This window comes from Streptacidiphilus carbonis (genome assembly GCF_000787775.1).
GTDB classification, from domain to species: Bacteria; Actinomycetota; Actinomycetes; order Streptomycetales; family Streptomycetaceae; genus Streptacidiphilus; species Streptacidiphilus carbonis.
The window spans coordinates 219,548-243,698 of the sequence record NZ_BBPM01000005.1 but is presented as its reverse complement, the minus strand read 5'-3'; the positions used below and the strand labels follow the sequence as shown (position 1 = coordinate 243,698).

At 72.2% G+C, this 24,151-nt stretch carries 19 protein-coding genes; 9 read left to right on the top strand and 10 right to left on the bottom strand.

Annotated elements, in window-relative coordinates; all coding sequences use genetic code 11:
- Positions 1-88: 88 nt before the first annotated feature.
- From TR46_RS06155 to TR46_RS06130, 6 genes are read right to left on the bottom strand one after another with little or no spacing between them, the layout of a single operon-like run.
- Positions 89-1,438, bottom strand: coding sequence for an ABC transporter substrate-binding protein (locus tag TR46_RS06155; RefSeq protein ID WP_236655215.1), 1,350 nt, complete (start codon positions 1,436-1,438; stop codon positions 89-91).
- Entirely contained in the window at positions 1,435-2,454 is a 1,020-nt protein-coding gene (locus TR46_RS06150) for an acetylxylan esterase (protein WP_042394742.1), read from the bottom strand. Before TR46_RS06150 ends, TR46_RS06155 begins: the two co-directional genes overlap by 4 nt.
- A complete protein-coding gene (locus TR46_RS06145; RefSeq protein WP_042394739.1) occupies positions 2,448-4,868 on the bottom strand; it encodes a glycosyl hydrolase family 95 catalytic domain-containing protein in 2,421 nt (806 codons plus the stop codon). The genes TR46_RS06150 and TR46_RS06145 overlap by 7 nt, the downstream gene beginning before the upstream one ends.
- 52 nt (positions 4,869-4,920) lie before the next feature.
- Positions 4,921-5,862: a carbohydrate ABC transporter permease gene (locus TR46_RS06140; RefSeq protein WP_042394735.1), complete on the bottom strand. Its 942-nt coding sequence runs from the start codon at positions 5,860-5,862 to the stop codon at positions 4,921-4,923.
- 11 nt (positions 5,863-5,873) lie between these two features.
- Entirely contained in the window at positions 5,874-6,911 is a 1,038-nt protein-coding gene (locus TR46_RS06135) for a carbohydrate ABC transporter permease (protein ID WP_042394732.1), read from the bottom strand.
- Positions 6,912-6,943: 32 nt separating this feature from the next.
- Positions 6,944-9,079 carry a fibronectin type III domain-containing protein gene (locus TR46_RS06130; protein WP_084717992.1) on the bottom strand — a complete coding sequence of 712 codons (2,136 nt, stop codon included), beginning with the start codon at positions 9,077-9,079 and terminating at the stop codon, positions 6,944-6,946.
- Positions 9,080-9,376: 297 nt separating this feature from the next.
- Between TR46_RS06130 and TR46_RS06125 the strand changes: the two genes are divergently transcribed.
- Positions 9,377-10,531, top strand: coding sequence for an ROK family transcriptional regulator (locus TR46_RS06125; RefSeq protein WP_042394730.1), 1,155 nt, complete (start codon positions 9,377-9,379; stop codon positions 10,529-10,531).
- A 55-nt stretch (positions 10,532-10,586) separates the two neighbouring features.
- Positions 10,587-11,675 carry a mandelate racemase/muconate lactonizing enzyme family protein gene (locus TR46_RS06120; protein WP_042394727.1) on the top strand — a complete coding sequence of 363 codons (1,089 nt, stop codon included), beginning with the start codon at positions 10,587-10,589 and terminating at the stop codon, positions 11,673-11,675.
- Positions 11,676-11,720: 45 nt separating this feature from the next.
- Here the strand turns inward: TR46_RS06120 and TR46_RS06115 are convergent, their stop codons facing one another.
- Complete coding sequence (locus TR46_RS06115; RefSeq protein WP_201776373.1) at positions 11,721-12,383, bottom strand: class I SAM-dependent methyltransferase; 663 nt, start codon at positions 12,381-12,383, stop codon at positions 11,721-11,723.
- 56 nt (positions 12,384-12,439) lie between these two features.
- Positions 12,440-13,498, bottom strand: a complete 1,059-nt coding sequence (locus TR46_RS39125; protein ID WP_042394724.1) for an LUD domain-containing protein — start codon at positions 13,496-13,498, stop codon at positions 12,440-12,442.
- A gap of 214 nt (positions 13,499-13,712) precedes the next feature.
- Here TR46_RS39125 and TR46_RS06105 point away from each other — a divergent pair, with 214 nt between their 5' ends.
- Entirely contained in the window at positions 13,713-14,675 is a 963-nt protein-coding gene (locus tag TR46_RS06105; RefSeq protein WP_042394721.1) for a Ppx/GppA phosphatase family protein, read from the top strand.
- 246 nt (positions 14,676-14,921) lie between these two features.
- Entirely contained in the window at positions 14,922-15,296 is a 375-nt protein-coding gene (locus tag TR46_RS06100) for a hypothetical protein (RefSeq protein ID WP_042394718.1), read from the top strand.
- Between the two features lie 32 nt (positions 15,297-15,328).
- Here the strand turns inward: TR46_RS06100 and TR46_RS06095 are convergent, their stop codons facing one another.
- On the bottom strand, positions 15,329-17,500 hold the full coding sequence (locus TR46_RS06095) for a SpoIIE family protein phosphatase (protein WP_042394714.1): 2,172 nt from the start codon (positions 17,498-17,500) through the stop codon (positions 15,329-15,331).
- A 205-nt stretch (positions 17,501-17,705) separates the two neighbouring features.
- Between TR46_RS06095 and TR46_RS06090 the strand changes: the two genes are divergently transcribed.
- The 5 genes from TR46_RS06090 to TR46_RS06070 all read left to right on the top strand — a co-directional run bounded on the left by TR46_RS06090 (position 17,706) and on the right by TR46_RS06070 (position 22,035).
- Positions 17,706-18,137: a DUF6299 family protein gene (locus tag TR46_RS06090; RefSeq protein WP_236655214.1), complete on the top strand. Its 432-nt coding sequence runs from the start codon at positions 17,706-17,708 to the stop codon at positions 18,135-18,137.
- A 278-nt stretch (positions 18,138-18,415) separates the two neighbouring features.
- Positions 18,416-18,943: a phosphatase PAP2 family protein gene (locus TR46_RS06085; protein WP_152626313.1), complete on the top strand. Its 528-nt coding sequence runs from the start codon at positions 18,416-18,418 to the stop codon at positions 18,941-18,943.
- A 115-nt stretch (positions 18,944-19,058) separates the two neighbouring features.
- Complete coding sequence (locus TR46_RS06080; RefSeq protein WP_152626312.1) at positions 19,059-19,871, top strand: glycoside hydrolase family 16 protein; 813 nt, start codon at positions 19,059-19,061, stop codon at positions 19,869-19,871.
- Positions 19,872-19,987: 116 nt separating this feature from the next.
- On the top strand, positions 19,988-20,794 hold the full coding sequence (locus TR46_RS06075) for a class I SAM-dependent methyltransferase (protein ID WP_042394894.1): 807 nt from the start codon (positions 19,988-19,990) through the stop codon (positions 20,792-20,794).
- Between the two features lie 53 nt (positions 20,795-20,847).
- On the top strand, positions 20,848-22,035 hold the full coding sequence (locus TR46_RS06070) for an aminotransferase-like domain-containing protein (protein WP_042394705.1): 1,188 nt from the start codon (positions 20,848-20,850) through the stop codon (positions 22,033-22,035).
- A 28-nt stretch (positions 22,036-22,063) separates the two neighbouring features.
- Here TR46_RS06070 and TR46_RS06065 read toward each other — a convergent pair whose 3' ends face one another.
- Complete coding sequence (locus TR46_RS06065) at positions 22,064-24,124, bottom strand: dipeptide ABC transporter ATP-binding protein (protein WP_042394702.1); 2,061 nt, start codon at positions 24,122-24,124, stop codon at positions 22,064-22,066.
- Positions 24,125-24,151 lie beyond the last annotated feature (27 nt).

The window sequence follows — 24,151 nt, the reverse complement described above, 5'->3', positions numbered from 1 at the left end:
GTCCTTTCCATTGTCCGGACCACCGGACCGGCCCGGTCGTGGGCCGTGTCCGATGGTCCGGATCACCAGGTGCTGTCGGGTTTCCGGTTCACTTCTTGGCGAGGATGGTCTTGCTCTGGTTCTGCATGTCGGTGAAGACGGAGTCGCTCTTCTGACCGGCGAAGTAGGCCTGGAAGAGCGGCTCCACCGCGGCCTGGAGGGCGGCGCCGTTGACGTAGACCGGGGAGGCGATGAGTTCCTTGTTCTTCAGCATGCCGGTGAAGACCGACAGGTCGACGCCCTTGGCGGCCAGCGCCTTGGCCGAGGCGTCCATCGAGGCCGGGATCGACGGGAAGAAGGTGCCGGTCAGCGAGGCCTTGGACTGGCAGGCCTCGGAGCCCATGTAGGAGACCCACTTCCAGGCCAGGTCGGGGTTCTTGGTTCCGGCCCAGATGTTGTTGCCGTTGGAGTTGCTGAGCACGGCCCGGGTCTTGCCGTCGGGGCCGTACGGCATGGGGGCGATGCCCACCTTGAGGCCCGGGATCTTCACGAAGGTGGCGGCCTCCCAGGAGCCGGCGCTCTCCATGGCGACCTTTCCGGACGACAGCAGGTCGATGTCGCTGACGCTGTCGCCGAACTGGCCGATCTTGGGGGCGAACCCCTTGTCGGTCAGGGAGCGGATCCAGTCCATGGTCTTCACGAACCGCGGGTCGCCGTAGTTGAACACCGTGGGCCAGGACTCCTTGTCGCTGATACGCCAGCCGGTGGACTCGACCAGCGGGCCCCAGGTGGTCTGGCCGATGAAGTCCTTGGCTGCGATCTCGCCGTAGCCGTAGGTCTTGACGTTGTTCTTGTCGAAGCCCGGCTGGTCGCCGCGGACCCCCTTGGCGTCGACCGTGAGGTGGGCGATCATCTTGCCCAGCGTGCCGCCGTCGTCGGGGTTCCAGGTCAGCGAGTCGGCCTGCTGCCGGGTGTATCCGGCCTTGGCCAGGGTGGCGTCGTTGTAGTAGATGCCCGCGGCCGCCCAGTCCAGCGGCAGGGCGTACTGCTTGCCGTCGGTGTACTTCCAGGCGTCGACGCCGACCGAGAAGCGGGACAGGTCGAACTTGTCCTTGGCGATGTAGCTGTCCATCGGCAGCAACTGGTGCTGCGAGGCGTAGGCCTGGAAGAACTGCACGCTGTTCTGGAAGGCGTCGGGGGCGTTCCCGGCCACGAATCCGGCGGTGAGCTTGGTGAAGTAGTCCGCCACGTCGTACTGGGAGATCTTGACGGTCACGCCCGGGTTGGCGGCCTCGAAATCGGTGGCGCAGACCTGGTAGGCGGCGGCCTGCTTGTCGTCCCAGGTCCACCAGTTGACGGTCTTGGAGCCGCTCGCGGAGGTGGAGCCGGACGAGCAGCCGGAGACCACGGCCGCCAGGGCGAGGGTGGCTCCCATGGCGACGATCTTCTGGATTCTCATGATGCCTGCTTTCGGGACGGATCGTTGTGCGGGTGCGGGTGGGACGACGTCTTGAGGAGCGCGCCGAACGCGCTCAGGGCGATGGCCAGGTCCTCGGAGCCGCCGGCGTCATGGCCGTTGAACTCCCACAGCCGCAGCTGTTTGGGACCGGCGTAGGCGTGGTGGGCGGCGACGGCGGTCTGCGGGGGGCAGACGGTGTCCCGCAGTCCGGCGGAGAACCAGGCCGGTGCGGTCGCGCGGGCGGCGAAGGCCAGGCCGTCGAAGTAGCCGAGGGTGGTGAAGGTCTGCTCGACCAGCTCGCGCCGGGCGGCGAGGTAGCCGATCAGCTCGTCCCAGGGGGCTTCGCCGGTGAGCCGGGTGGCCCGGCGGACGTCCGTGAGGAACGGGGACTGGATGTGCGCGGCCGCCAGGTCGGGGACGAGTCCGGCGACGGCGAGGGCGATGCCGCCGCCCTGGCTGTTGCCGATCGCCGCGATCCGTTCGCCGTCGACGTGCTCACAGGCTCGCAGCGCGTCCACCGCCCGTACCGCGTCGGTGAAGACCCGGCGGTAGACGTAGGTCTCCTTGTCCTGGATGCCGCGGGTGAGGAAGCCGGGGTGGGAGGGGCCGGAGCCGACCGGGTCGGGCGTCGCGCCGCCGCCGGCCCAGGCGCCGCCCTGCCCGCGGGTGTCCATGACCAGGTGGGCGTAGCCGGCCGACGCCCACAGCAGGTCGTCCACGGGGGCGCCGCGTCCGCTGCCGTAGCCGTGGAACTGCACGACGGCGGGCAGCGGCCCGCTGCGGTGCCGGGGCAGCCGCAGCCAGCCGCGCACCGGATGGCCGGCGAAGCCGGGGAAGGCGGCGTCGAAGACCTCCACGGTCTCCAGGCCGGTGTGCACCGGAGTCAGGTCGAGCCCGGCCCCCCGGTCGGCGCGCGAGTCGGCGAGGGTGCCCTTCCAGAAGGCGTCGAAGTCCGCGGGTTCCCGGTAGTCGCTCCGGTAGCCGAACAGCTCGGGGAGGTCGCCGGCCGTCAGCACGGCGTCGGCTCCCCTCGGGGGCGCAGCTCCGCGTCGAGGGTGAGCTGACTGCCGGTGGGGACGGAGACCTCGGTGGTGCGGTCGCGGTGACGGATCCGGACCGGTCGGCTGTCGTCCCCCGCGATTCTGCGGACCGTCACGGTGGTCGGTGCGCCGCCGCTCCAGCCGAAGTCGACCGCGAGGCCGCCGCGGCAGCGCAGGTCCACGGCCTCGCCGTCGGGCCACTGGGCGGGGAGGGCGGGCAGCAGGTCCAGGACGCCGGTGTGGCTCTGCAGCACCATTTCGGTGAGAGCGGCCGTGAAGCCGTAGTTGCCGTCGATCTGGAACGGCGGATGGGTGGAGAAGAGGTTCGGCAGCAGGCCGCCCCACTGCGAGCCGTCGACCGGGGCGTCGGTGCCGGGGTCGTGGGCCAGCCGGTTGGCTGCCTCCAGGAACAGCGACCGGGCGTTGCCGGCGTCGCGCAGCCGCGCCCGCAGGGCGATCTTCCAGGCCCAGGACCAGCCCATCGCGCCGGGGCCGCGACGGTCCATCAGTTTGGCTGCTGCGACGGCCAGTTCGGGGGTGAGGACGGGGTCGATCGAGCTGAGGGGGTGGACGGCGATCAGCTGGGAGAGGTGGCGGTGGTGCCGATCGGCCTCGGGGAGGTCGTCGGCCCACTCCTGCAGCCAGCCGCCGGCGGAGACCTGGGGTCGCCGCACTCGGGGGAGGGCGGCGCGGATCTCGTCGGTCAGAGGGTCGCTGAGGCCGAGGATCCCGGCGGTGCGCAGGGTCCGCTCGAAGGTGGCCCGGATCAGGGCGCAGTCCATGGCGCTGGAGTGGGTGAGCGAGGCGGGCGCGCCGTCGGGGGTGAGGAACAGGTTCTCCGGTGAGGTGGAGGGGACGGTGTCGAGGTGGACCCCGTCGGGGTCCTCGACCAGCCAGTCCAGCAGGAAGGCGGCGCAGCCGCGCAGCAGCGGCCAGGCGCGGTTCCGAAGGAACTCGGCGTCCTGGGTGAACTCATAGTGGTCCCAGAGGTGTTGGGACAGCCAGGCGCCGCCCATCTGCCAGATCGCCCAGGAGGGGTTGCCGTGGCCCATGCCGACCGGCAGGGCCCAGCCCCACATGTCGGTGTTGTGGTGCGCCATCCAGCCGCGCGTTCCGTACAACTCGCGGGCCACCTCGGCACCTTGTACGGCGAGGTGGTCCAGCAGGTCGAACAGCGGCTCGTGGCAGGTGCTCAGGCCGGCGGCCTCGGCGCCCCAGTAGTTCATCTGGGTGTTGATGTTGATGGTGTAGTTGGACGACCAGGCGGGGCGCAGGTCGCCGTTCCAGATGCCCTGCAGGTTGGCCGGGGGGCCGCCGTTCGGACGGGAGGCGGCGGCGAGCAGGTAGCGGCCGTACTGGAACAGCACGGTGGCGGTGAGGTGTTCGTCCTTCCCGCTGAGGATGTCCCGGGCGACGTCGTGGGTGCCCGCGCGGCGTGCGCCGAAGCGCAGCGAGGTGCCGCCGAGCAGGCCGCGCACCTCGGCCTCGTGGGCGTCGAGCAGGGCGGCTGCGCCTCGGGTGGCGGCGCGGGCGGCTGTCGCGGCTGCGCCGTCCAGGTGCGCGGCGCGGTCCGCGGTGGCCCTGCCGTGCCAGTGGCGCTCGGCGTTGGTGGAGCCGGCCAGCGTGACCAGGAGCCGCGTGGCGCCGGTGACCAGCAGGCCGCCGTCGTCCGCGGTCACCTCGCCGTCCGTGGCGACGGCCAGGGCGAGCGCCCCGAACGGGTCGTAGCCGTCGACCGGTCCGTCGGCGTACCGCAGCGGCTCGGCCACGTCGGGCTCGTGCGCCGGAGCGCCGTCCACCGGAATCTCCACGCCCATTGTGAGCCCTTCGGCGGCTGCCGAGCGGTGCACCTCGCGGAGCGGCGTGGACAGGTCGACGTGCAGGTCCATCGTGCCGCCCCGGGCCTCCACGGCCGCGCACAGGGTGCCGGTGACGGAGTCGCACCAGACCCGGCGGCGGACCGGGGTCCGGTCGAGGTCGAAGTCCTCCTGGGCCACCGCCGTGTCCAGGTTGAGCGTCCGGCCGCGGTAGTCGGCGTCCTCGCCGCCGGCCACGGTCAGCCACAGGTCGGCGTAGGGCAGGAACTCCTGGCTGTAGCGGCCCTCGAAGGCCATCAGCAGGGCCTCGGCACGGTCGTGGTCGCCGGCCCGGACCGCGGCCCGGACCTCGTCCAGCCGCTCCGGCCCGGCTCCGGCCGCGCGGACCGCCGCCAGGGCCGCGGCCGGGACACCGGGGGTGCCGGACCATACGGTGGAGTCGTTGATCTGGATCCGGGCGCGGTGGGCGCCGCCGAAGACCATGGCGCCGAGTCGGCCGTTGCCGACGGGCGCGGCCTCGTTCCAGTCGGCCGCGGGTGCGGGCCAGCTCAGCAGCAGATCGGTGGGATGCATGAGGGTGCCGTCCAAGGGGGTGGGATGCTGTCCAAGGCGCGGGTGCCGCCGGTCATTTGAGGCCGGAGAAGCCGATGGAGTTGACGATGCGCCGGCCGAAGGCGACGAAGAGCAGCAGCATCGGCAGCGCCGCGATCAGCGCGGCGGCCATCAGCCCGGCCCAGTCGGGGGCGGCCTGCGGCGACGACTGCTTGAAGACGCCCAGGGCCAGCGTCAGCGGTTCGACGCTCTGCGAGTTGGTGATCAGCAGCGGCCAGAGGTAGTCGTTCCAGGCGTTCACGAACATCAGCAGTGACACCGTGGCGATGGGCGCCGCGGTCATCGGCAGGATGATCCGGAAGAAGATCCGCAGCGGCCCGGCGCCGTCGATGATCGCGGCCTCCTCGATCTCGCTGCTCAGCCCGAGCATGAACTGCCGCAGGAAGAACAGCGCGAACGCCTGGAAGAGCGCGCCGGGCAGGATCAGTCCGGCGAAGGTGTTGGTCAGGCCCAGGTTCTTCACGAACACGAAGTTGGGCAGCAGGGTGAACACGCCGGGCACCATCAGCGCGCTGATCAGGATGTTGAAGACCAGGTTGCGGCCGCGCCAGTGCAGTCGGGAGAAGGCGTAGGCGCCGGACGCGGAGATCAGCACGATCAGCAGGGTCTGGCTGGTCGCGTAGACCACCGAGTTGCGCAGGTAGAGCAGGATGTCGAGGGATGCCCCCGATCCGCCCTGGGCCTGGGCCTGCGCGGTGGTGGCGATGCCGAGCGCCCGCTCGAACGCGCCCCAGGTGAAGCCGACGGGCAGCGGCGAGGAGGGGTGGGTGGCCAGCTTGTAGTTGTTGGACAGCGCGGTGCGCAGGATCCAGTAGAAGGGGAAGAGCGTGACCAGCACGACGGCGCCGAGGTAGGTCCAGGCGAGGGCCTTGCCGGGGGCGAACCTCCGGCGGACGCCGGTGCCTCGCGGGGTTGCGGCGGGTGCGGGTGCGGCGGGTGCGGCGATGACAGCCATGGCGGCCTCCTTCAGTTCAGGTCGGATTCGTTGGCGCGGGCGAGCCGCAGCTGAGTGAAGGTGACCGTGATCAGCAGCGCGAACAGGGCCAGCGACATGGTCGCGGCGTAGCCGAAGTCGAACTCGTTGAACGCCTTCTCGTAGATGTACATCTGCAGCACGTTGGAGGCGTTGGCCGGCCCGCCCTTGGTGGTGACCTGCACGATGTCGAAGACCTGGAAGGAGTTGATCACTGTCAGGACGACCACCATGACGAGGATCGGCCGGAGCAGGGGGACCGTCATCCGGCGGAACATCTGGGCTTCGCCGGCGCCGTCGACCCGGGCCGCCTCGTAGATCGTTTCCGGGATGGTCTGCAGTCCGGCGAAGATCAGCAGGGAGTAGTAGCCCATCCACTTCCAGACGCTGATGGCGGCGAGCGAGGGGATCGCCCAGGGCCCGCTGCCGAAGAAGAGGATCGAGTGCCCGGTCACGTCCTTGAGCGCGATGTTGATGATGCCCAGGGTGGGGTCGAGCATCCACTGCCACACCAGGGCGGCGATCACGTTGGATATGAGGAAGGGCAGCAGGATGACGCCGCGCAGGAACGAGGAGCGGGTCACCCGGTGCAGCACCACTGCGGTGAACAGCGAGACGAGGGTGCCGAAGACCACGGACAGAACGACGAAGTAGAGGGTCACCCACAGCGAGTGCCAGAAGACGCCGTCGTGGACCAGTTCGCGGAAGTTGGCCAGTCCCACCCAGGAGGGCGGGCTCAGCACATGGAAGTCGGTGAAGCTGAGGTAGATGCCGCGCAGGGTCGGGTACGCGTAGAAGACCGCGAAGCCGACGACCGACGGGATGATGAGCAGCAGGGCGACCGGGAGGTCCTTGCGGCGCGCGGCCGCGGACCGGGTCGGGGCGTTGTGCTTCGGGCCGGCGGACCGGCGCTGTGCGCTGCTGCGGCGTTCCGTGCTGTGTTGCGAGGCGGCCGTGGTGGCCACCGCGCCGGCTGAGCCGGCCGATGGTTGCACCGGCGTCGTGTGGTTGCCCTGCGATGTGACCACCACGGCACTCCTTACTTGTCTGGCGGGCGGGCGGGTCAGACGGTGATCTTGTCCACGTCCGGGGCGTAGTCGGTCGCGTTGCCGAAGGTGACGGTGTTGCTGCCGGCCTTGAGCCGGACCGGGAGGGTGACGGACTGGGACTGGCCCCAGTTGTTGTCATTGGTGCCGGCCACGGGGACGTGGATCGGGCTGCCGTCGACGGTGACGACGAGGGTGCGGCTGGAGTCGCCGTCGACGTAGTCGAGCTTCAGCAGGTAGGTGCCGTCCTTCGGCGCGGTCACGTTGTTGATCGCCAGCGTGTTGCCGCTGCCGCCGAGGTTGCCGACCTTCTGTCCGCCGGAGCAGCCGGAGCAGCCGCCGACGCTCGCGGAGCCGCTGAGGGTGTTGCCGGACGCCTCCGCCTCGTAGCCGGTGGGTCCGCCGGCGGCAGGTGTGGTGACCGGGACCGCCTTGCTGCTCGCCGAGGTCCGTCCCTTCGCATCCCTGGCGACGACGGTGAACGAGTAGTCCGTGCCGGCGGTCAGCCCGCCGACGGTGGCGGCGGTGCCGCTGACGGTGGCCACCTTGGTGGTGCCGGAGTACACGTCGTAGCCGGTGGTGGCCGAGGCGCCGGTGTTCACCTTGTCCCAGGCCAGCGAGACGCTGGTGGCGGTGGACGCGGTGCCGTGCACGGCCAGCGGGGTGCCGGGGGCGGTGCCGGTGCTCCTCGGGGTGACGGTGAGCAGCCTGGAGCCGTGCGGCGGGAGGTTCTCGGTGATGCTGCCGGAGAAGCTGCCGAGGGTCTTGTGGCTCCACAGGTCCCGGGCGGAGGCCTTGCCGCTGATGCCGAGGTCGGAGAAGTCGGCGGTGACGTCGCTGTAGCCCGAGCCGAGGTTGAACAGCGCCACGGTGTAGCTGCCGTTGGCGTTGCGGGAGTACCAGACCTGCTGGTCGGTGGTCTGGCTGACCGGCTTGGCCGGGTTGCCGGCCTGGTCGACCGCGATGACCTCGTCGTTGGTGAGCAGCTTGAGCCCGTAGGAGTCGAGCTTGGTGAGGTCGTCACCGGAGAACAGCGGAGCGGACTCGATCGCCCACAGCGTCTCGTAGCTCTGCCGTTCCGGGTCGGTCAGGCCGTCCATGGCGCCGACGCCCACATCGAGGGAGTCCAGGTTGTTCCAGTGGCCGGGACCCGCGTCCGGGATCCACTGGACGACGTCGTTCCAGCGCTCCTTTACGGAGTTGTTCCAGGTGGTCAGGGTGTTGCAGTAGCACTCGACGTCGGTGTCGACCCGCCAGCCGTTGGAGTTCTGCTGCCAGGTGGCGGCCTGGGTGTGGCTGAGCGACCAGGACAGGGTCAGCTGGATCGGCCGGCCGGTGGCCTGCAGCGCGGTGTGCCAGGCCTCGATGTCGGGGACGTTGTTGTGCGCGGCGTCGCCCTGGTTGGAGCCCGGTCCGACCCCGTCGATCTTGAGGAAGTCCACGCCCCAGCCCGCGAGTTCGTCGGCGATGGACTGGATGTACTTGGTGGTGCAGGGGCTGGCGAAGTTCAGCTGGTAGGAGACGTTGTCCCAGCCGCTGGTCTTGCGCAGGTCCGGGTAGACGATGTCCTTGGTGCTGCAGCCCGGCGCGTTGTAGATCGGGGTGTTGCCGTCGTTGTAGTAGTCCTGGTACAGCCCGACGGCCAGGTAGATGCCGAACTTGAGTCCCTTGGCGTGCAGTTGGTCGCCGAGGTACTTCATCCCGTGCGGGAACTTGTTGAGGTCGGCGGTGGGCCGGGCGTAGCCGTCGGACACGTTCTTGCCGTTGTCCACGTTCCAGCCGGCGTCCACGTTGACGTAGTCGTAGCCGTGCGACTTCAGCTTGGAGGCGACCACGTTCGCCTGCTGCAGCACATTGGCCTCGGTGAGCCAGCCCTCTCCGCCGTAGCCGGGGAAGTTGGTGGACTCAAGGCTCCAACTGCTCCAGCCCATGTACGGCTTGTCGGCCAGTACGGCTGCGGGCGTGCCGCTCGCGGTGGAGGCGGCCGTGGGAGCGGTCGCTGACGCGGCGGTCTGTGCGGGGGCGGCGGCGGACGCGGCCGCCGGTACGGCGAAGGTCGCCGCGAGTGCGGTGACGGTGATCAGCGGTACGGCGAGGGTGCGCAGTGCGCCGCCCCGTCGTGATGCCGGTGGGGATGCTGCCTGACGAACCATGAGGTCACTCCATCTCGGCGCGGAGTCGGTGCCCGGTAGCGGGCAGCAGGACGTGGCTGCCCGTAGCGCGTTCCCTCGGTGGCGGTCGTCCCGGAACACCACCGAGGGGTGCGGAATGCGGCGAATGTAGCCAGGGTTTCCTTCCATCGTCAACATAGTCAGCACAAATAATCCGAGGACTGGCCCGATGATCATGCGGATATGTCCCGGAAACGCCGTCTGATCGGCAGATACATCGGATGACAAGGGTCGTTGTCCACCCTTCCTTAGTTTCCCGAGGAAATGTATGATCCAGCCATGACGCTTGCCGACCAGCCTCCAGCGGGTGCCCTGGTCTTCCAGACCCTGCTCGCCCACGGCCCGCTCACCAGGGCCGAGGTCGGCCGCCGGACCGGACTGTCCCCGGGCGCGGTCACCAAGGTCACCGCGCCGCTGCTCGCCGACGGCTGGATCACCGAACTGGGCCGTCCTGCCGTCGAACGGGCCAACGGCCGCCCCGCCACGCTGATCGCGGTGCACGCAGGTCGGGCACGCTTCGTCGGGGTGAAGGTCACCGGTGACGAGCTGATCGGCGTCCTCGCCGACCTCACCGCGCAGCCGCTCGCCACCGCCCGGACCGCGCTCGCCTCGCGCGACGTCGGCAACGTCGTGCTGGCCATCGCCCGGCTGGTCGGCGAACTGCGCGCCGAGGCCGACGCGATGGGGGAGCGCGAGGTGCACAGCATCGGCGTCACCATCTCCGGCGACGTCGACGGGCAGACCGGCACCGTGCAGTACTCGCCGTTCCTGGACTGGCGCCGGGTGCCGCTGGCCCAGCTGGTCGAGACGGCCACCGGAACCCCCACGGTGATCGAGAACGACGTGCGGGCGCTGACCGTCGCCGAGCAGTGGTTCGGCGCCGGCGTCGGACTGTCCTCCTTCGCCGTGGTCACGGTCGGGGCCGGGATCGGCTGCGGGATCTCCATCGGCGGGCGGGTGGTCTCCGGCGCCCACGGGGTGTCAGGAGAGGTCGGACATCTGCCCGTCGGCGGCACCGACCGCGTCTGCACCTGCGGTAACACCGGCTGCGTGGAGGCCGTCGCCTCCACCCATGCCATAACCGAGCAGGCCCGGCAGGCCAGCGGAGACCCGGCGCTGACCATGGACGAGGCGGTACGGCTCGCGCACGCCGGCGACGGTGCGGTGCGGGCGGTGTTCTCCCACGCCGGCCATGTGATGGGCCTCGCCCTCGCCTCGGTGGCCAACCTGATCGGCCCGGAGCGCATCATCATCTCCGGCGAGGGCGTGGCCTCCTACGACCTCTACGAGGACCAGATCCGGCAGACCTTCGCCGCCCACGCGTTCGGCGCGGCGTCCGAGTGCGACCTGGTGGTCCGCCCGCTGCCGTTCGAGGAGTGGGCCCGCGGCGGCGCCGCGGTCGCCGCCCAGCGCCTGTTCGCGCCCACCAAGTGACCTGACCGAGCGACCTGACCACGTGACCTGACCACGTGACCTGACGGGGAGTCCCATGACCACCATCACCGGCGTCGGGACCAGGATGGTCTTCCTGGAACCCGAGGTCCTGCGCACCGACGCGCAGCAGACCTTCGTCCGCCAGGAGACCGTCCTGGTCACCGTCGCCACCGACGACGGCCTGACCGGCACCGGCTACACCTACACCATCGGCACCGGCGGCAGCTCCGTGCTGGCGCTGCTGCGCGACCACCTCACCGGCCTGCTGCTCGGCGCGGACGCCCGGGACATCGAGGCACTGTGGCACCGGCTGCTGTCCACGACCAGGGCCACCTCCGTCGGCGCGATCACCTCGCTCGCGCTGGCCGCGGTGGACACCGCACTGTGGGACCTGCGCTGCCTGCGCGCGGGCGAGCCCCTGTGGCGGCTGGCCGGAGGGGCGCACGAGCGGCTGCCGGTCTACGACACCGAGGGCGGCTGGCTGCACCTGTCCGCCGCGGAGCTGGCCGACAACGCTCGGCAGGCGAAGGCCAGGGGGCTGCGCGGCGGCAAGGTGAAGGTCGGCCGGCCCACCGCGGGCGAGGACGCCGAACGCCTGGCCGCGGTCCGCGAGGCGGTCGGCCCCGACTGGGTGCTCATGGTGGACGCCAACCAGTCCATGACCGCCGCCGAGGCGATCCGTCGCGCCCACGCCTTCGAGCCCTACGACCTGGCCTGGTTCGAGGAGCCGCTGCCCGCCGACGACCTGTCAGGACACGTACGGCTCTCGGCCTCGACACCCATCCCGATCGCGGTGGGCGAGTCGGTCTACAGCCCGGCGCGCTTCGCGGAGTACCTGGCGGCGGGCGCCGCCGGCATCGTCCAGCCCGACGTCGCCAGGATCGGCGGCATCACTCCCTGGCTGAAGACCGCGCACACCGCGGAGGCGTTCAATGTGCAGGTCGCGCCGCACTTCCTGATGGAGCTGCACGCGAGCCTGGCCTGCGCGGTTCCGGCCGGGATGTACGTCGAGCACATCCCGCAGCTGGACGCGGTCACCCGCACCCCGCTGGCCATCACCGACGGCTACGTGGTCCCGCCGCAGACGCCGGGCCTGGGCATCGACTGGGACGAGGACGCCCTGGACGACCTGTGCGTGGCCTGAACGGCGGGTCCGGACGCGGCGGGTCCTGTCGGGGCCGGTCCGGCCCTAGCTCCGTCCGATCGTCGCGAACCAGGCCGGCGCTCCGTGCTCATCGTGGAACCTGGTCAGCACCCGGTCCGGTACGACACTGACGACGTCCCAGCCGCTGCCGGGGCCGAAGGCCGCCGTCAGCTGCGCCCGGCTGACCGGGTGCGGGCCGGTGTCAGGGCCTTCGTCGCTGAAGCACAGCACGTACAGCATTCCGCCGTGCTCGGTCACCGACGCCAGACTCGCCACATATGCCGGCCGCTCGTCGGCGTCGAAGGTGTGGAACAGCCCGCAGTCCAGCACCGTCCGGAAGCTGCGCCCGAGAGCCTGCAGTCCGAACGCGTCGGCCTCGGCGAACTCGGCCGCGATCCCGCGTTCGTCGGCCTTGGCCCGGGCACGCGCCAAGGCCGTTCCGGCCACGTCGATGCCCAGGACCGACAGCCCCAGCGAGGCGAGGTGCAGCGCGTTCTCGCCCGATCCGCACCCCGCGTCGAGCACTGCTCCGGCGAAGCCGCCCTCGGCGGCCGCCCGCACCACGGCCGGCTGCGGGCGGCCGACGTCCCAGGGCGCGGGGCCGTCGTGGTAGGACGCGTCCCACGGACGGCCCGTCATCCGTTCATGGCTGGTCGGCCGGCGACCGCCGAACGGGTCGTCGGCGGGGGTCCCGGGCGGCTTCGACATCGTCGTCCTCTTTCCTGCGACGGACACCGGACCCACGGCGACGGGATCCGCTGGTCTCAGTATCCGACGGCCTCGCGCAGCAGCAGCACGGTGCCACGCCCGGGACGGGGCTCCGCGTTGAGGACCAGCAGCCGGTTGACGGCGCTGGGCTGTCCGTAGGCCTCCTCGGTGCGGGCGCTCTCCAGCGGCAGCGCGTGCTCCTCGACCCGGCGCAGCGCGGTCTGCAGGTCAGGGACCACCTTCTGCGCCCCGACGATCCAGATCGCCTGGGCCGCTCCGCCGGCGTAGGCGGGCAGCTGGCTTCCACTGCCCGAGGCGATCACCAGGGAGCCGGTCTCGGTGACCGCGGCGACGCTGCCCACGACCACGTCGGGGCGGGCCAGCAGCCGCCGGAACCCGTCGGCCTCGGCGACCCGGTCCATGGCCAGGACAAGCGGCCTGACGGCCCGGTACCTGCCGCTGCCGTTGATGTCCTCGTCGATGCCGGACAGCCGCAGGGTCTCGCTGGCCGCGGTGAAGACCTCGGCGCCCTCCGGGATCAGCTCCTTGACCCGGCTGCGCGCCGCGTCGACGTCGTCGAGCAGCTCGACGGTGAAGCCGTTCGCCGTCAGCGCGGCGGCCGTCCGCTCCAGGCGGTCGCCGGTCGCCGCGGCGGTGAAGGGCTCTGCCCCGGTCGTGCTCCCCGGGGCCCGGCCGGTCAGCGGGGTGGTGTCGAGGTACCGGATCTCGTAGGTCCGCTCGGCGAACCTCCAGCCGTCCGGGGTGCGCTGGTAGCGGTCGTGGTAGACGGCGTGGTTCAGCCCCTGGAAACCATTGCGGAGCCGGAGGGTCTCGTGCATGTAGGCACGGCCGGTCGCGGTGTCGCCGTCGATCCGGACCGTGCCGGGGTGCGTGTCCTGCACGAAGAAGTCCCACTGCTCCTGCAGCCGCTCGCCGCCGACCCGGATCGCCTCCGGGCCGACGAACTCGACCGGGACGTCGGGCATCCGCAGCACGCCGTCCGACGTGAACAGCGAAGCCAACCGGGCCCGGTCGCGCATCATCACGCAGTCGGTGAACTCGCCGCGCAGCGCCTCGATCTCGACCCGGTCGGCGATGGCCTGGAAGTCGGTCATCAGGATTCCTCTTCCGTAGTGTCCGTTTCCCTCTCACGAGTACGACGAGACAGCTCCGAGGAGTGTGAGGTGAGGGACCGCGTGCGGATGCGGCTCCGGCGAACGGGCGTTCGGTTGGCCGTGTGATTGACTGCGACCGCGACCGCGCGACCTGTGCTGCGGGAGGACGGGGCGGCACGCCAGGTGGGACAGAGGACGGTACGGGGGGAGTGGAATGCGTAAGGCGGGGGTTCTTGATGTCGGGTGCCACAGCGCCTTGCTCACAGTGACGCGGCGGCGCTCGGGCGGCGGACTGGAGCCGGTGTTCTCGCGCAAAGTTCGGCTGAGGCTGCATCAGAGTCTGGGTCCCAGTGGGAGGTTGCGCAGGTCCGGGGTGCTCAGCGTGCAGGAGGCGGTGGCCCGGGCGGTGGCCGAGGATCCGGAGCTGCGCATGCCGGAGGTGTTCGCCTTCGCCACCTCGGTCATCCGGGACGCGCCCAACCGGGACGAGATCATCGCCCAGGTCGCGGCGGCCACCGGCGTCCGGCTGCGGGTGCTGCCCGGCGAGGAGGAGGCCCGGCTGGCCTATGTGGCCGCCCGGAACTGGGTCGGCCCCGCAGCGGGCCCGCTGCTGGTGCTGGACGTGGGCGGCGGCACCGTGGAGGTCGCCGCAGGCAGCGGCGACCAGCCCGACGCGGTGTGCTCACTGCCGCTGGGCGCCCGCCGGATCACCCGGGACCGGCTGCCGGGCGGTCGGGTCACCGGCCGGAAGCAGCTGGCCGAGGTGCGGCACTACCTGCGCAGCTCGCTGGACGAGGTCCCCGACCTGCCGCGGGCGGAATCCGGAACGGACGTGCTGGCCTGCTCCAAGACCTTCACCCAGCTCGCCCGGCTGGCCGCCGCCCGTAGCAGGCCGCCGCGGACCTCCGGAGCAGCCCGGACGCCCCGGGCGGCCGGCACGCTGACGCTGACGGCCCTGCGCGCCGTGATCCCGCTGCTGGCCGCGGCCGGTCCGGTGCGCCGCGGCAGGCTGCCCGGGATCTCCCCGCACCGCGCGGAGCAGTCGCTGGCCGGCGCGCTGGTCGCGGAGGCGCTGATGGAGGCCTGCGGCGCCGACAGCGTGCGGATCTGCCCCTGGTCCACCCGCGAGGGCCTGCTCCTGGAGCGCCTCGCCCCGCGCACCGCCGAGGTGCCGTAGGGCCGGGTGCGCGCTCCCGCACATGACGGGTCAGGTGTGGGACCGGCCTGGTCGGGTAGGCGGTTCGCCGCGTGGGTGGCCTTCGGGCCGAGGCGGGGGCGGCCCGGTGCTCAGCAACACTGGCCGCCCCCAACCCGCGGACCCGCGGACCGGTGGACCCGACGCCCCCGACAGCGGCTTCGGAAGCCCCACTCACCTCGGCACTCAGCTGGCAGAACGCGTCTTTGCGGATGCATAATCGAATGTATGTGCGAACGCGAGTGCGGGGTCCCACCGCTGAACTGGCCCGAAGCCCTGCCGCCGCCCGACGATCCCGCGCTGCCCGCGCGCGTCGTCGACTGGCTGCGGGAGACGGTGCCGTCCGAGCGGTGGCGCGTCGAGGCGCTCCGGGATCAGCCGTGGGCGCTGACGACCCAGCTGATGGTGGCCGTCGGCCGACTCGTGGACGGTCTGGGGGAGTCCGGCCGGGAGGCGGCTGAGCTCTACACCGACCGGCTGCCGCCGGAGACCATGCTGACCCTGCTGGCAGCCCACGCGGCCGAGGCCCGGCGGCTCACCGAGCTGCGCCTGCAACTGGCCGCGGTGGAACGGGCCCTGTTCGAATTCGGCTGCGGATCGTAGACGCCACGCACACGCCGCGGCGAGGAAGGTCGCTACCCCGGGGGCTCGGCGACCAGCACCAGCACCGCCTGATCGTCGTCGGTGAGGGACCCGGTGAACCCGTCGACGGCCTCGGTCACCCGGTCCAGGATCTGCTGTGCGTCGGCGCCGCCCGCCCCCGCGGCCAGCACCTCGCGCAGCCGCTCCTCGCCGAAGAAGGCCCCGTCGGCGTCGCGGGCCTCCAGGATGCCGTCCGTCACCAGGACCAGGCTGTCGCCGTGGGCAACGGTGAAGACCTCCAGGTCCAGATCGGGCTCGGGCGAGACGCCCAGTAGCTGCCCGGCCGGGCTCGGGCTGCTGACGGTTCCGTCGGCCCGCCGCAGTACCGGCGCGGGGTGTCCGGCCCGGACCATGCTGACCGCGAGGCCGTCGCGGGTGCGGCGCAGTTCGGCGTAGATCAGGGTCACGAAGCTCTCGCTGTCGTCGGGCCGGGCCAGCAGTGCGTCGTTGATCGCCTGTGCCACCGCGTTCGGGGTCGCCAGCAGCGGCGCCACCGCGCGAGCCGTGTGGCGGACCAGGGCGGTGGTGGTCGCCGCATAGGCCCCGCGGCCGCAGACGTCGCCGATGACCAGCCCCCACCAGTCCCCGGGCAGCGGGAACACGTCGTAGAAGTCGCCGCCGATGTCCAGCCCCTCGCCCGCGGGCCGGTAGGAGGCGGCCAACTGCGCCCCGGGCACCACGGGCAGGGCCGCCAGCAGCAGTCCGGCCTGCAGGTCCCGTGCCAGCCGGGCCCGCTGGTCGTGCTGGCGTGTGGTCTCGGCGCCGGCCGCCGCGGTCCGGGCCAGCGACTCCGCGAGCGCGATCGTCCGTTCGTCCAGCGGCCGGTCCGCGGTGGCGGCCAGGGTGAGCACTCCGAAGGTGTGCCCGCGTGCCGTGAGCGGGACGCAGACCTGCGCGGTCACCGGCAGGCCCAGTTCCCGCCACGGCCCCGGGGGCGCGCCCGCGCTGGTCTGACTCATGCCGGTGGCGAGCACCCGCCCGACGGCGGACGCGTCGAGCGTCGGCTCCTCGGCCTCCAGCAGCGCCTGGACCCGCTGCGGCAGTTGGGGGGCCACGGCGACGGCCACCCGTTGGATCCGGCCGTCGTCCAGCACGTCGATGACACAGACCGGCCCCAGCGCCGGGACCGCGAGCCGGGCCAGCGACTGCAGGTTCTGCGGGTAGTGGGCCTCCTCGCTGACCGCGATGCCGGTCTCCAGCACGAAGGCCAGATCCGAGCTGAGCGCCTGCTCGCTCTCATGGGCCCGGCTGCGCGCCTGCTCGGCGCGGTGGCGCTCGATCGCCAGCGCGGCGGTACGGGTGAAGACGATGCTCAGGTCCAGGTCGTCCTCACGCAGCAGCTGCGGCGTGCGGTGGTACATCGCGAAGGTGCCCAGCAGCTCCCCGGTGCTGGACATGATGGGGGAGGACCAGCAGGCCGCCAGGCCGGCCCGGCGGGCCAGGTCCCGGTAGGAGTCCCAGAGCGGATCCCTGGCGATGTCGTCGACCACGACCATCTCCCGGCGGTACGCGGCGGTACCGCAGGAACCCTCCTTCGGCCCGATCGGGTTGCCGTCGACGGCCTCGTTGAAGAAGTCGGGGAGGCTCGGGGCGGCCCCGTGCACCAGGCGGCGCCCGGACGGGTCCAGCAGCAGCACCGAGCTGAGCACCTTGGGCGAGAGCTTCTCGATGGCCCGGCACATCCCGTCCAGGACTTCGCCCAGCGGCGCGTCCCGGGCGATCTGTTCGAGCAGGACCTGCTGCTCGGCGGCCAGCCGGTGGGCGGCGCGCTGCCGGGTGACGTCCACCGCCACGAAGGCCACGCCCTGGATCTTGCCGTCCTGGTCGTAGCGTGGTTCGAGGCTGAAGTCGTAGTAGCGCAGCCGTGCCTTGCCGGTCGGCCCGATCAGCACCGAGGCGTTGCGGGTGACGAACGGCACCCCCTGCCGGTAGACCCCGTCGAGGAGCGCCACCAGGCCCTGGTGCACCAGCTCGGGGACGACCTCCGTGGTCGGGCGGCCGATCAGCTCGCGGCCCCGGCCTACCCCGATGGCCTCGAAGAAGGGGTCGTTGGCTCCGGCGAGGCGGTGCTCGGGACCGCTGAGCGCGGCGAAGATCACCGGGGCGTGTGCGAACATGCCCGCCAGCAGGTCCGGGCCGACCGCGAGGTCGGGGGGCCCGCTCATGACCGCACTCCATGGCCCTGGCTTCCAGACTGCATGGGATCAGCCTGACCCCGCCCGTGCGGGGGAACAAGTCGAAGCCGCCGAGGCGCTTCCGGCCCGGGAGTTCCGCCCGCCGGGCCGACTCGCCGTCGAATGGACGAGTGAGGCGGACCGGAGCCGAGGTCGCGGTACAGATATGGCGATTCGTCGTCATCTGGAGGCTACTGTGGGATATCGAACGCTTACCGTCGGAATCGTCGGCATGCTGTGCCTGGGGGCCGCCGCCCCCGTGGCCGAGGCGAGCGACGCAGTGAACACGGTGACCGTCGCACCGCAGGCGGCGGTCGCCAAGGACGGGACGGTCACCGTGTCCGGGACCTACCGTTGCTCCCCGGACCTGTCCCAGGGCACGGTGGTCAGCAGCTCGCTGACGACGGGGGACGAGACCAGCAGCATCGGCAGCAGTGTCCCCGCCGTCTGCGACGGTGAGGAGCACAGCTGGAGCAGCAGTGGCCGACCGTTCACCCCGGTCGCCGACGGACCGGTCACGGTCCAGGCCTCGCTCGTCCATCTGGAGTGGTCGTCGGGGTCGCTCATTCCGATGCCGGACCTGGTGGCCCGCGGCTCGCAGAACACCACGCTCACTGCGGCGAGTTGAATCCGTCGGTCGACGCCGACCAGCGGGGGGCCGGCCGACCGGCCGTAGTAGCATGCCGAGGCGCTGTGGTCCCGAGCCTCCATCGAGCACAGAGGGGTGAGGCAACGGCCACAGCGAATCGGCCTGCCATCCGCTGCGCCCTGCCGCGGCCCAACGCCGCCCCACGGCAGTCTGGCCTGATCATGACTGAGACGACCGTTCGCACGTCCGACCGCCCCAGTGCCGCACTGGATGGCCGCGGGCGGCTCGCCTGGGCAGTGACCCGCAGCCTCGACCCGATGAACACCATCCTCGTCGTCATGGTGACCGTCGGGGCGGTCCGGGACGGCTGGGACGGAGCGGCCTGGGGGCTGGTCGGGGCGCTGTGCGCCGGCGTCGTGCCGCAACTGGGCATAGCCATGGCGGTCCGCAAGGGCAGCGTCGGCGACCGCTACGTCCACGACCGGGCCCGACGCATGACCGTCCTGCCGCTGATCATGGTATCCGTCGCGGTCGGCGTCGTGCTGCTGCGCTTCGGCCACGCGCCGGGCGATCTCACGGCGATGATCATCGCCCAGTTCGCCACCCTGATCCCGGTGACCGCGATCACCGCCAAGTGGAAGATCTCGCTGCACACCGGCGCGCTCGGCGGCGCCGTCGCGATGCTCACCATCGCGCTGGGCCCCTGGCTGCTTGCCGGATACATCCTGGTCGCAGTCGTCGCCTGGTCCCGCGTGGTGCTCAAGGACCACACCACCGCGCAGGTCATCGCGGGTGCGGTGGCGGGGACCCTGGTGGCCGGCGCCGTCTTCTGGGCAGTCAGGTAGCGGCTGGGCCGAACAGGGGAACTCGGAGTTGCGGCGTTCGCCGCAGGGAATGGCTCGAACCGTTCCCTTGCCCTCCCGCGCCGAGCTCTGGAGCGATATGCGCGTCATCCCGGGTGTGTCTGCATTGCGCCTCCTGGCGGCCGTAGCGCTGCTGGCCCTGTTCCTGCCGACGCCGGCGGCCCGGGCCGGGGCGCCTCGGGCGGGGGCGGTCCGGGCGCAGGCCCTGGTCTTCGACGAGGAGTTCAACTCGCCGAGCTGGGGACACCGCGGCGCGGTGTGGACCGACACCACCGTCGCCTACGAGGACGGACGGAGCGACCGGAGGGACGCCAAGCTCGACCAGCTCCAGCCGGGCGCGATGAGCATCAGCCACGGCGCCCTGAACATCACCGCCAAGGCCAGGACCGCGCACGGCTCCTGGGGGACGGGACTGCTCAGCACGGAGCCGTCCGCCTCGGGCACGACGGGCGGAAACGGCTTCCAGCTCAGGGCCGGCGACTACGTGGTGGCGCGGCTGAAGCTCCCAGGCCGCCAGGACGGCGGCGGTCACGGCGCCTGGCCGGGGATCTGGACCTGGCGCGGGGGCAACGAGGTCGACGTGGTGGAGTGGCACAGCGAGACCCCGGACATCGCCGAGTTCGCCAACCACTCGGGGGGCGCCGACTCGTTCGACTTCCACCACTCGCCGCTGGTGGGCTTCGGCAAGTGGATCACTGTCGCCGTGCGCATCGGCGCGACCGACGTCAGCTGGTACCTCGGGGACGACACCCACGGCCTCCGGCTCGCGAAGAGCGACCACACCGGCGTCGGCGCGGACTGGCACGCCTATCTCATCGCCAACCTCAGCGTCTCGGCCCAACCGGGCCGGTTCCCGGCCTCGACCCACCCCATCACCATGCAGATCGACCGGATCCGCGTCTACCGCTGACGCCCACCGGGTGCGGCCCGGCGCCGCCGCCGACCCTGCGGGCCGGGCCGTGCGCTAGGGTCCTGGGCCACCGCGGTGTCGATCTCTCGCGGTGGATCCGGGAGGGGATGGTCGTGGTGACGGGCTTCGACGAGAGTGAGCGGCGGATGTGGTCCGGCCGGGCCGGCGCGTACGCCGACAGCTTCGCGGCTCTGTGCGCGTACACGGTGCCGCAGTTGCTGGATGCCGCCGGGGTGCGCGAGGGGACCCGGGTCCTCGACGTGGGGACCGGTCCCGGCACGGCCGCGGCGGCGGCCTGCGCGCGCGGGGCGAAGGTGACCGCGGTCGACGCCGAGCCCGGCATGGCGGAGCTGGCCCGGCAGGCGGCCCCCGCGGCCGAGGTGAAAGTGGCGGTCCTGCCGGAACTTCCCTTCGCCGACGGTGAGTTCGACGCGGTGGTGAGCAACTTCGTGATCAACCACGTCGGGCGGCCCCGGGACGCCCTGGCCGAGCTGCGCCGGGTGGTGCGCCCCGGCGGTTCGGTCGCGGTGACGGTCTGGGCCGTTCCGCCGGCGTCGGGGCAGGCGCTGCTGGGCCGGGCCCAGCAGGCCGCCGGCGCGGTCCGGCCGCCGGAGCTGCCGCCGCTCGACCCCGGGCACGACTTCTCGCGCGACCCGCAGGGGCTGGTCGGGCTGATGGAGTCGGCCGGGCTGCACGGCGCCGGGTGCGAGACGGTCCGCTGGGACCACCTGGCCACCGCTGAGCAGTGGTGGGGCGGGGCGGCGGCGGGCGTCGGCTGCGTCGGGCAGATCGTGCTGAACCAGTCCGAGCAGGTACGGAGCGAGATCAAGCGTCAGTTCGAGCTGCTCTGCCCGGAGTTCGCGCGGCCCGACGGCCGGCTGGCGCTGCCCCATGCGGCGCTGCTGGCCCGCGTCCGCCGCTGACCGGATGGTGAAAGGGCGGTGGCGCGGACGGCCGGATTTCGTAGGCTGCGCGTATGACCAGCCGAGCCGCCGTCCCCGCCCTTGCCTCACGTGCCGTCTCCGTGGGTGCGTCGCCCGTGCGCGAGATCCTCGCGCTGACCGCGCGGCCCGAGGTGATCTCCTTCGCCGGCGGGCTGCCCGCACCGGAACTGTTCGACCATCAGGGACTGCGGGCCGCGTACGACCAGGTCCTCGCCGAGGAGCCGCGGCGGGTGCTGCAGTACTCGACCACCGAGGGCGACCCCGCGCTGCGGGCCGCGGTCGCCGCCCGGCTCGGCGTCCGGGGGCTGGCCACGGACGCGGACGACCTGCTGGTCACCGGGGGATCGCAGCAGGGGCTGACGCTGGTCGCCGCGGCGCTGCTGGAGCCGGGCGACGTCGTCCTGGTCGAGGACCCCACCTACCTCGCCGCTCTGCAGAGCTTCGGGTTCGCCGGGGCCAGGGTGCTGCCGGTGCCCTCGGACGAGCACGGCCTCGATCCGGCGGCGCTGGCGGACCTGGTGGTCGCCGAGCGGCCCAAGCTGCTCTACCTGGTGACCAATTTCCAGAACCCGACCGGCCGGACCCTCCCCGCCGAGCGCCGCCGGGCCGTCGCGGAGGTCGCCGAGCGGCACGGGCTGTGGATCGTCGAGGACGACCCGTACGGCGATCTGCGCTTCGAGGGGGAGCCGCAGCCGTGGATCGCATCGCTGGAGGCGGCGGCCGACCGCACGGTGCTGCTCGGCAGCTTCTCCAAGATCATGGCCCCGGGGATGCGGCTGGGCTGGCTGCGCGCCCCCGCGGCCCTGCGCCGTGCCTGCGTCATCGCCAAGCAGGCCGCCGACCTGCACACCTCCACCGTCGACCAGGCCGCAGCGGCCCGCTATCTCGCGGACAACGACCTGGACGCCCATCTGGCCAGGGTCCGCACCGCCTACCACGCCCGGCGGGACGCGCTGCTGGCCGGGCTGCCCGACGCGCTGCCGACCGGCAGCCGGTGGAACCGTCCCGACGGCGGGATGTTCCTCTGGGTGCAGCTGCCGCAGGGCCACGACGCCACCGCCCTGCTGGCCGAGGCGGTGGCCCGTGACGTCGCCTACGTCCCGGGCGCTCCCTTCTTCGCCGGTCCCCCGGACCCCACCGCGCTGCGGATGTCCTTCACCACGCACACCCCGGACGAGATCGGCGAGGGCCTGACCCGCCTCGCCAAGGTGTTCCGCTGAACTGTCGCCTGAACCACCGGCTCAACCGTCAGGCGGAGGCGTCGGTGGCGGCTTTCGCCGGGGTGTCGGGGAGCGGCTGCTGCAGGGGGAAGTGGCAGGCCGCGGTGTGGCCGGCGCCGAAGAGCCGCAGGGCGGGCTCCTCGTCGGCGCAGCGTTCGCGGGCCAGGGGGCAGCGGGTGCGGAAGCGGCAGCCCGAGGGCGGGTCGACCGGGCTCGGCAGTTCGCCGCTGATCCCGGTGCCGAGCTTGGCCCGCTCCAGCTGCGGGTCCGGCACCGGGACGGCCTTGAGCAGTCCGGCGGTGTACGGGTGGGCGGCCCGCAGGTGGATGTCGTCGGCGCTGCCGACCTCGACCATGCGGCCCAGGTACATCACCCCGATCCGGTCGGCCAGGTAGCGGACCACCGCGAGGTCGTGCGAGATGACGATGTAGGACAGGCCGTGCGACGCCTGCAGACGGTTCATCAGGTTGAGCACCTGGGCCCGTACGGACACGTCCAGCGCGGAGACCGGCTCGTCGGCGACGATCAGCTTCGGCGTGAGCGCCAGCGCGCGGGCCAGGCCGATGCGTTGGCGCTGGCCGCCGGAGAACTCGTGCGGGTACAGCTCCGCGCCGCGTTCGGGCAGCCCGACCTCGGCGAGCAGTTCGGCGACCCGGGCCTTCTGCTCGCGGGCCGTGCCGATGCCCTGGATCTGCAGCGGCTCGCGCAGGATGCCGCCGACCCGCATCCGGGGGTCGAGCGAGGAGAACGGATCCTGGAACATCATCTGCAGGTCGCGCCGGCGCCGGCGCAGCTCGCGGCCGCGCAGTAGGCCGAGGTCGGTGCCGTCCAGGGTGACCGTGCCGGTGTCGGGGCGGTCCAGGCCGACCAGCAGCCGGCCGAGGGTGGTCTTGCCGCAGCCGGACTCGCCGACCAGGCCGAAGGTCTCGCCGGGAGCCAGTTCGAGGGAGACGCCGGAAAGGGCGTGCACGACGCGACGGCCGCGGCCGGGGATCCGGGCCCCGCGGACCGGGAACTCCCGGACCAGGCCGCGCGCTTCGAGCAGCGGCCGGTCGTGGACGGCCGGCGCCGCGGCCTCGGTCGCGCGCGGCACCGCGGCGGTGGCGCTCGGTGGCAGCGGGCCGTCGGTCGGGTGCCAGCAGGCGTAGCGGTGCTGGTCCGAGCCGGTGAGCTCGGGCTCGTCGGTGCGGCAGCGGTCGGTGGCGTAGCGGCAGCGGCCGGCGAAGCGGCAGCCGCCGGGCGGGTCGGTGAGGTCCGGGGGCATCCCGGGGATGGTGGGCAGTTCCTTGCCGGGGTCCTGGTCGAGCCGGGGCACGGAGGCCAGCAGGCTCTGGGTGTAGGGGTGGCGCATGCCGTGGAACAGCCGGTCGGTGCCGGTGCTCTCGGCGATGCGGCCGGCGTACATGACGTTGACCCGGTCGGTGTGGCCCGCGGTGACGCCCATGTCGTGGGTGATCAGGATCATCGCCATGCCGAGCCGGGCGCGCAGGTCGGCCAGCAGGGCCAGGATCTGCGCCTGGATGGTGACGTCCAGCGCGGTGGTGGGCTCGTCGGCGATCAGCACCCGGGGTTCGTTGGCCAGGGCCATGGCGATCAGCACCCGCTGCCGCAGACCCCCCGACAGCTGGTGCGGGTAGTCCTTCAGCCGCTCGCGCGGATGCGGCAGCCCGACCAGGCCGAGCACCTCGGCGGCCCGGTCGGCGGCCTCGGCCCGGCTGCAGCCGCGGTGCAGCAGCACGCCTTCGGCGACCTGGTGGCCGATGGTCTTGGTGGGGTCCAGGGAGGTCATCGGGTCCTGGAAGACCATGGCGATGTCATTGCCGCGCACCCGCCGCAGGTCGCGTTCGGGCAGCCCGACCAGTTCGCGCCCGTCCAGCGCCACCGAGGAGTCGCCGACCATGGCGCCGCCGGGCGGCAGCAGTCCCATCAGGGACAGGCCGGTCATCGACTTCCCGCAGCCGGACTCGCCGACCAGGCCCAGGGTCTCGCCGGCCTCCAGGGTGAAGGACACGTCGTCCACGGCCCGGACGGTTCCGCGCCGGGTCCTGATGTGGGTGGTGAGGTTCCTGACCTCAAGGAGGGGCGGCATGGGCGTGGTCCTCGGATCCGTTGCGGC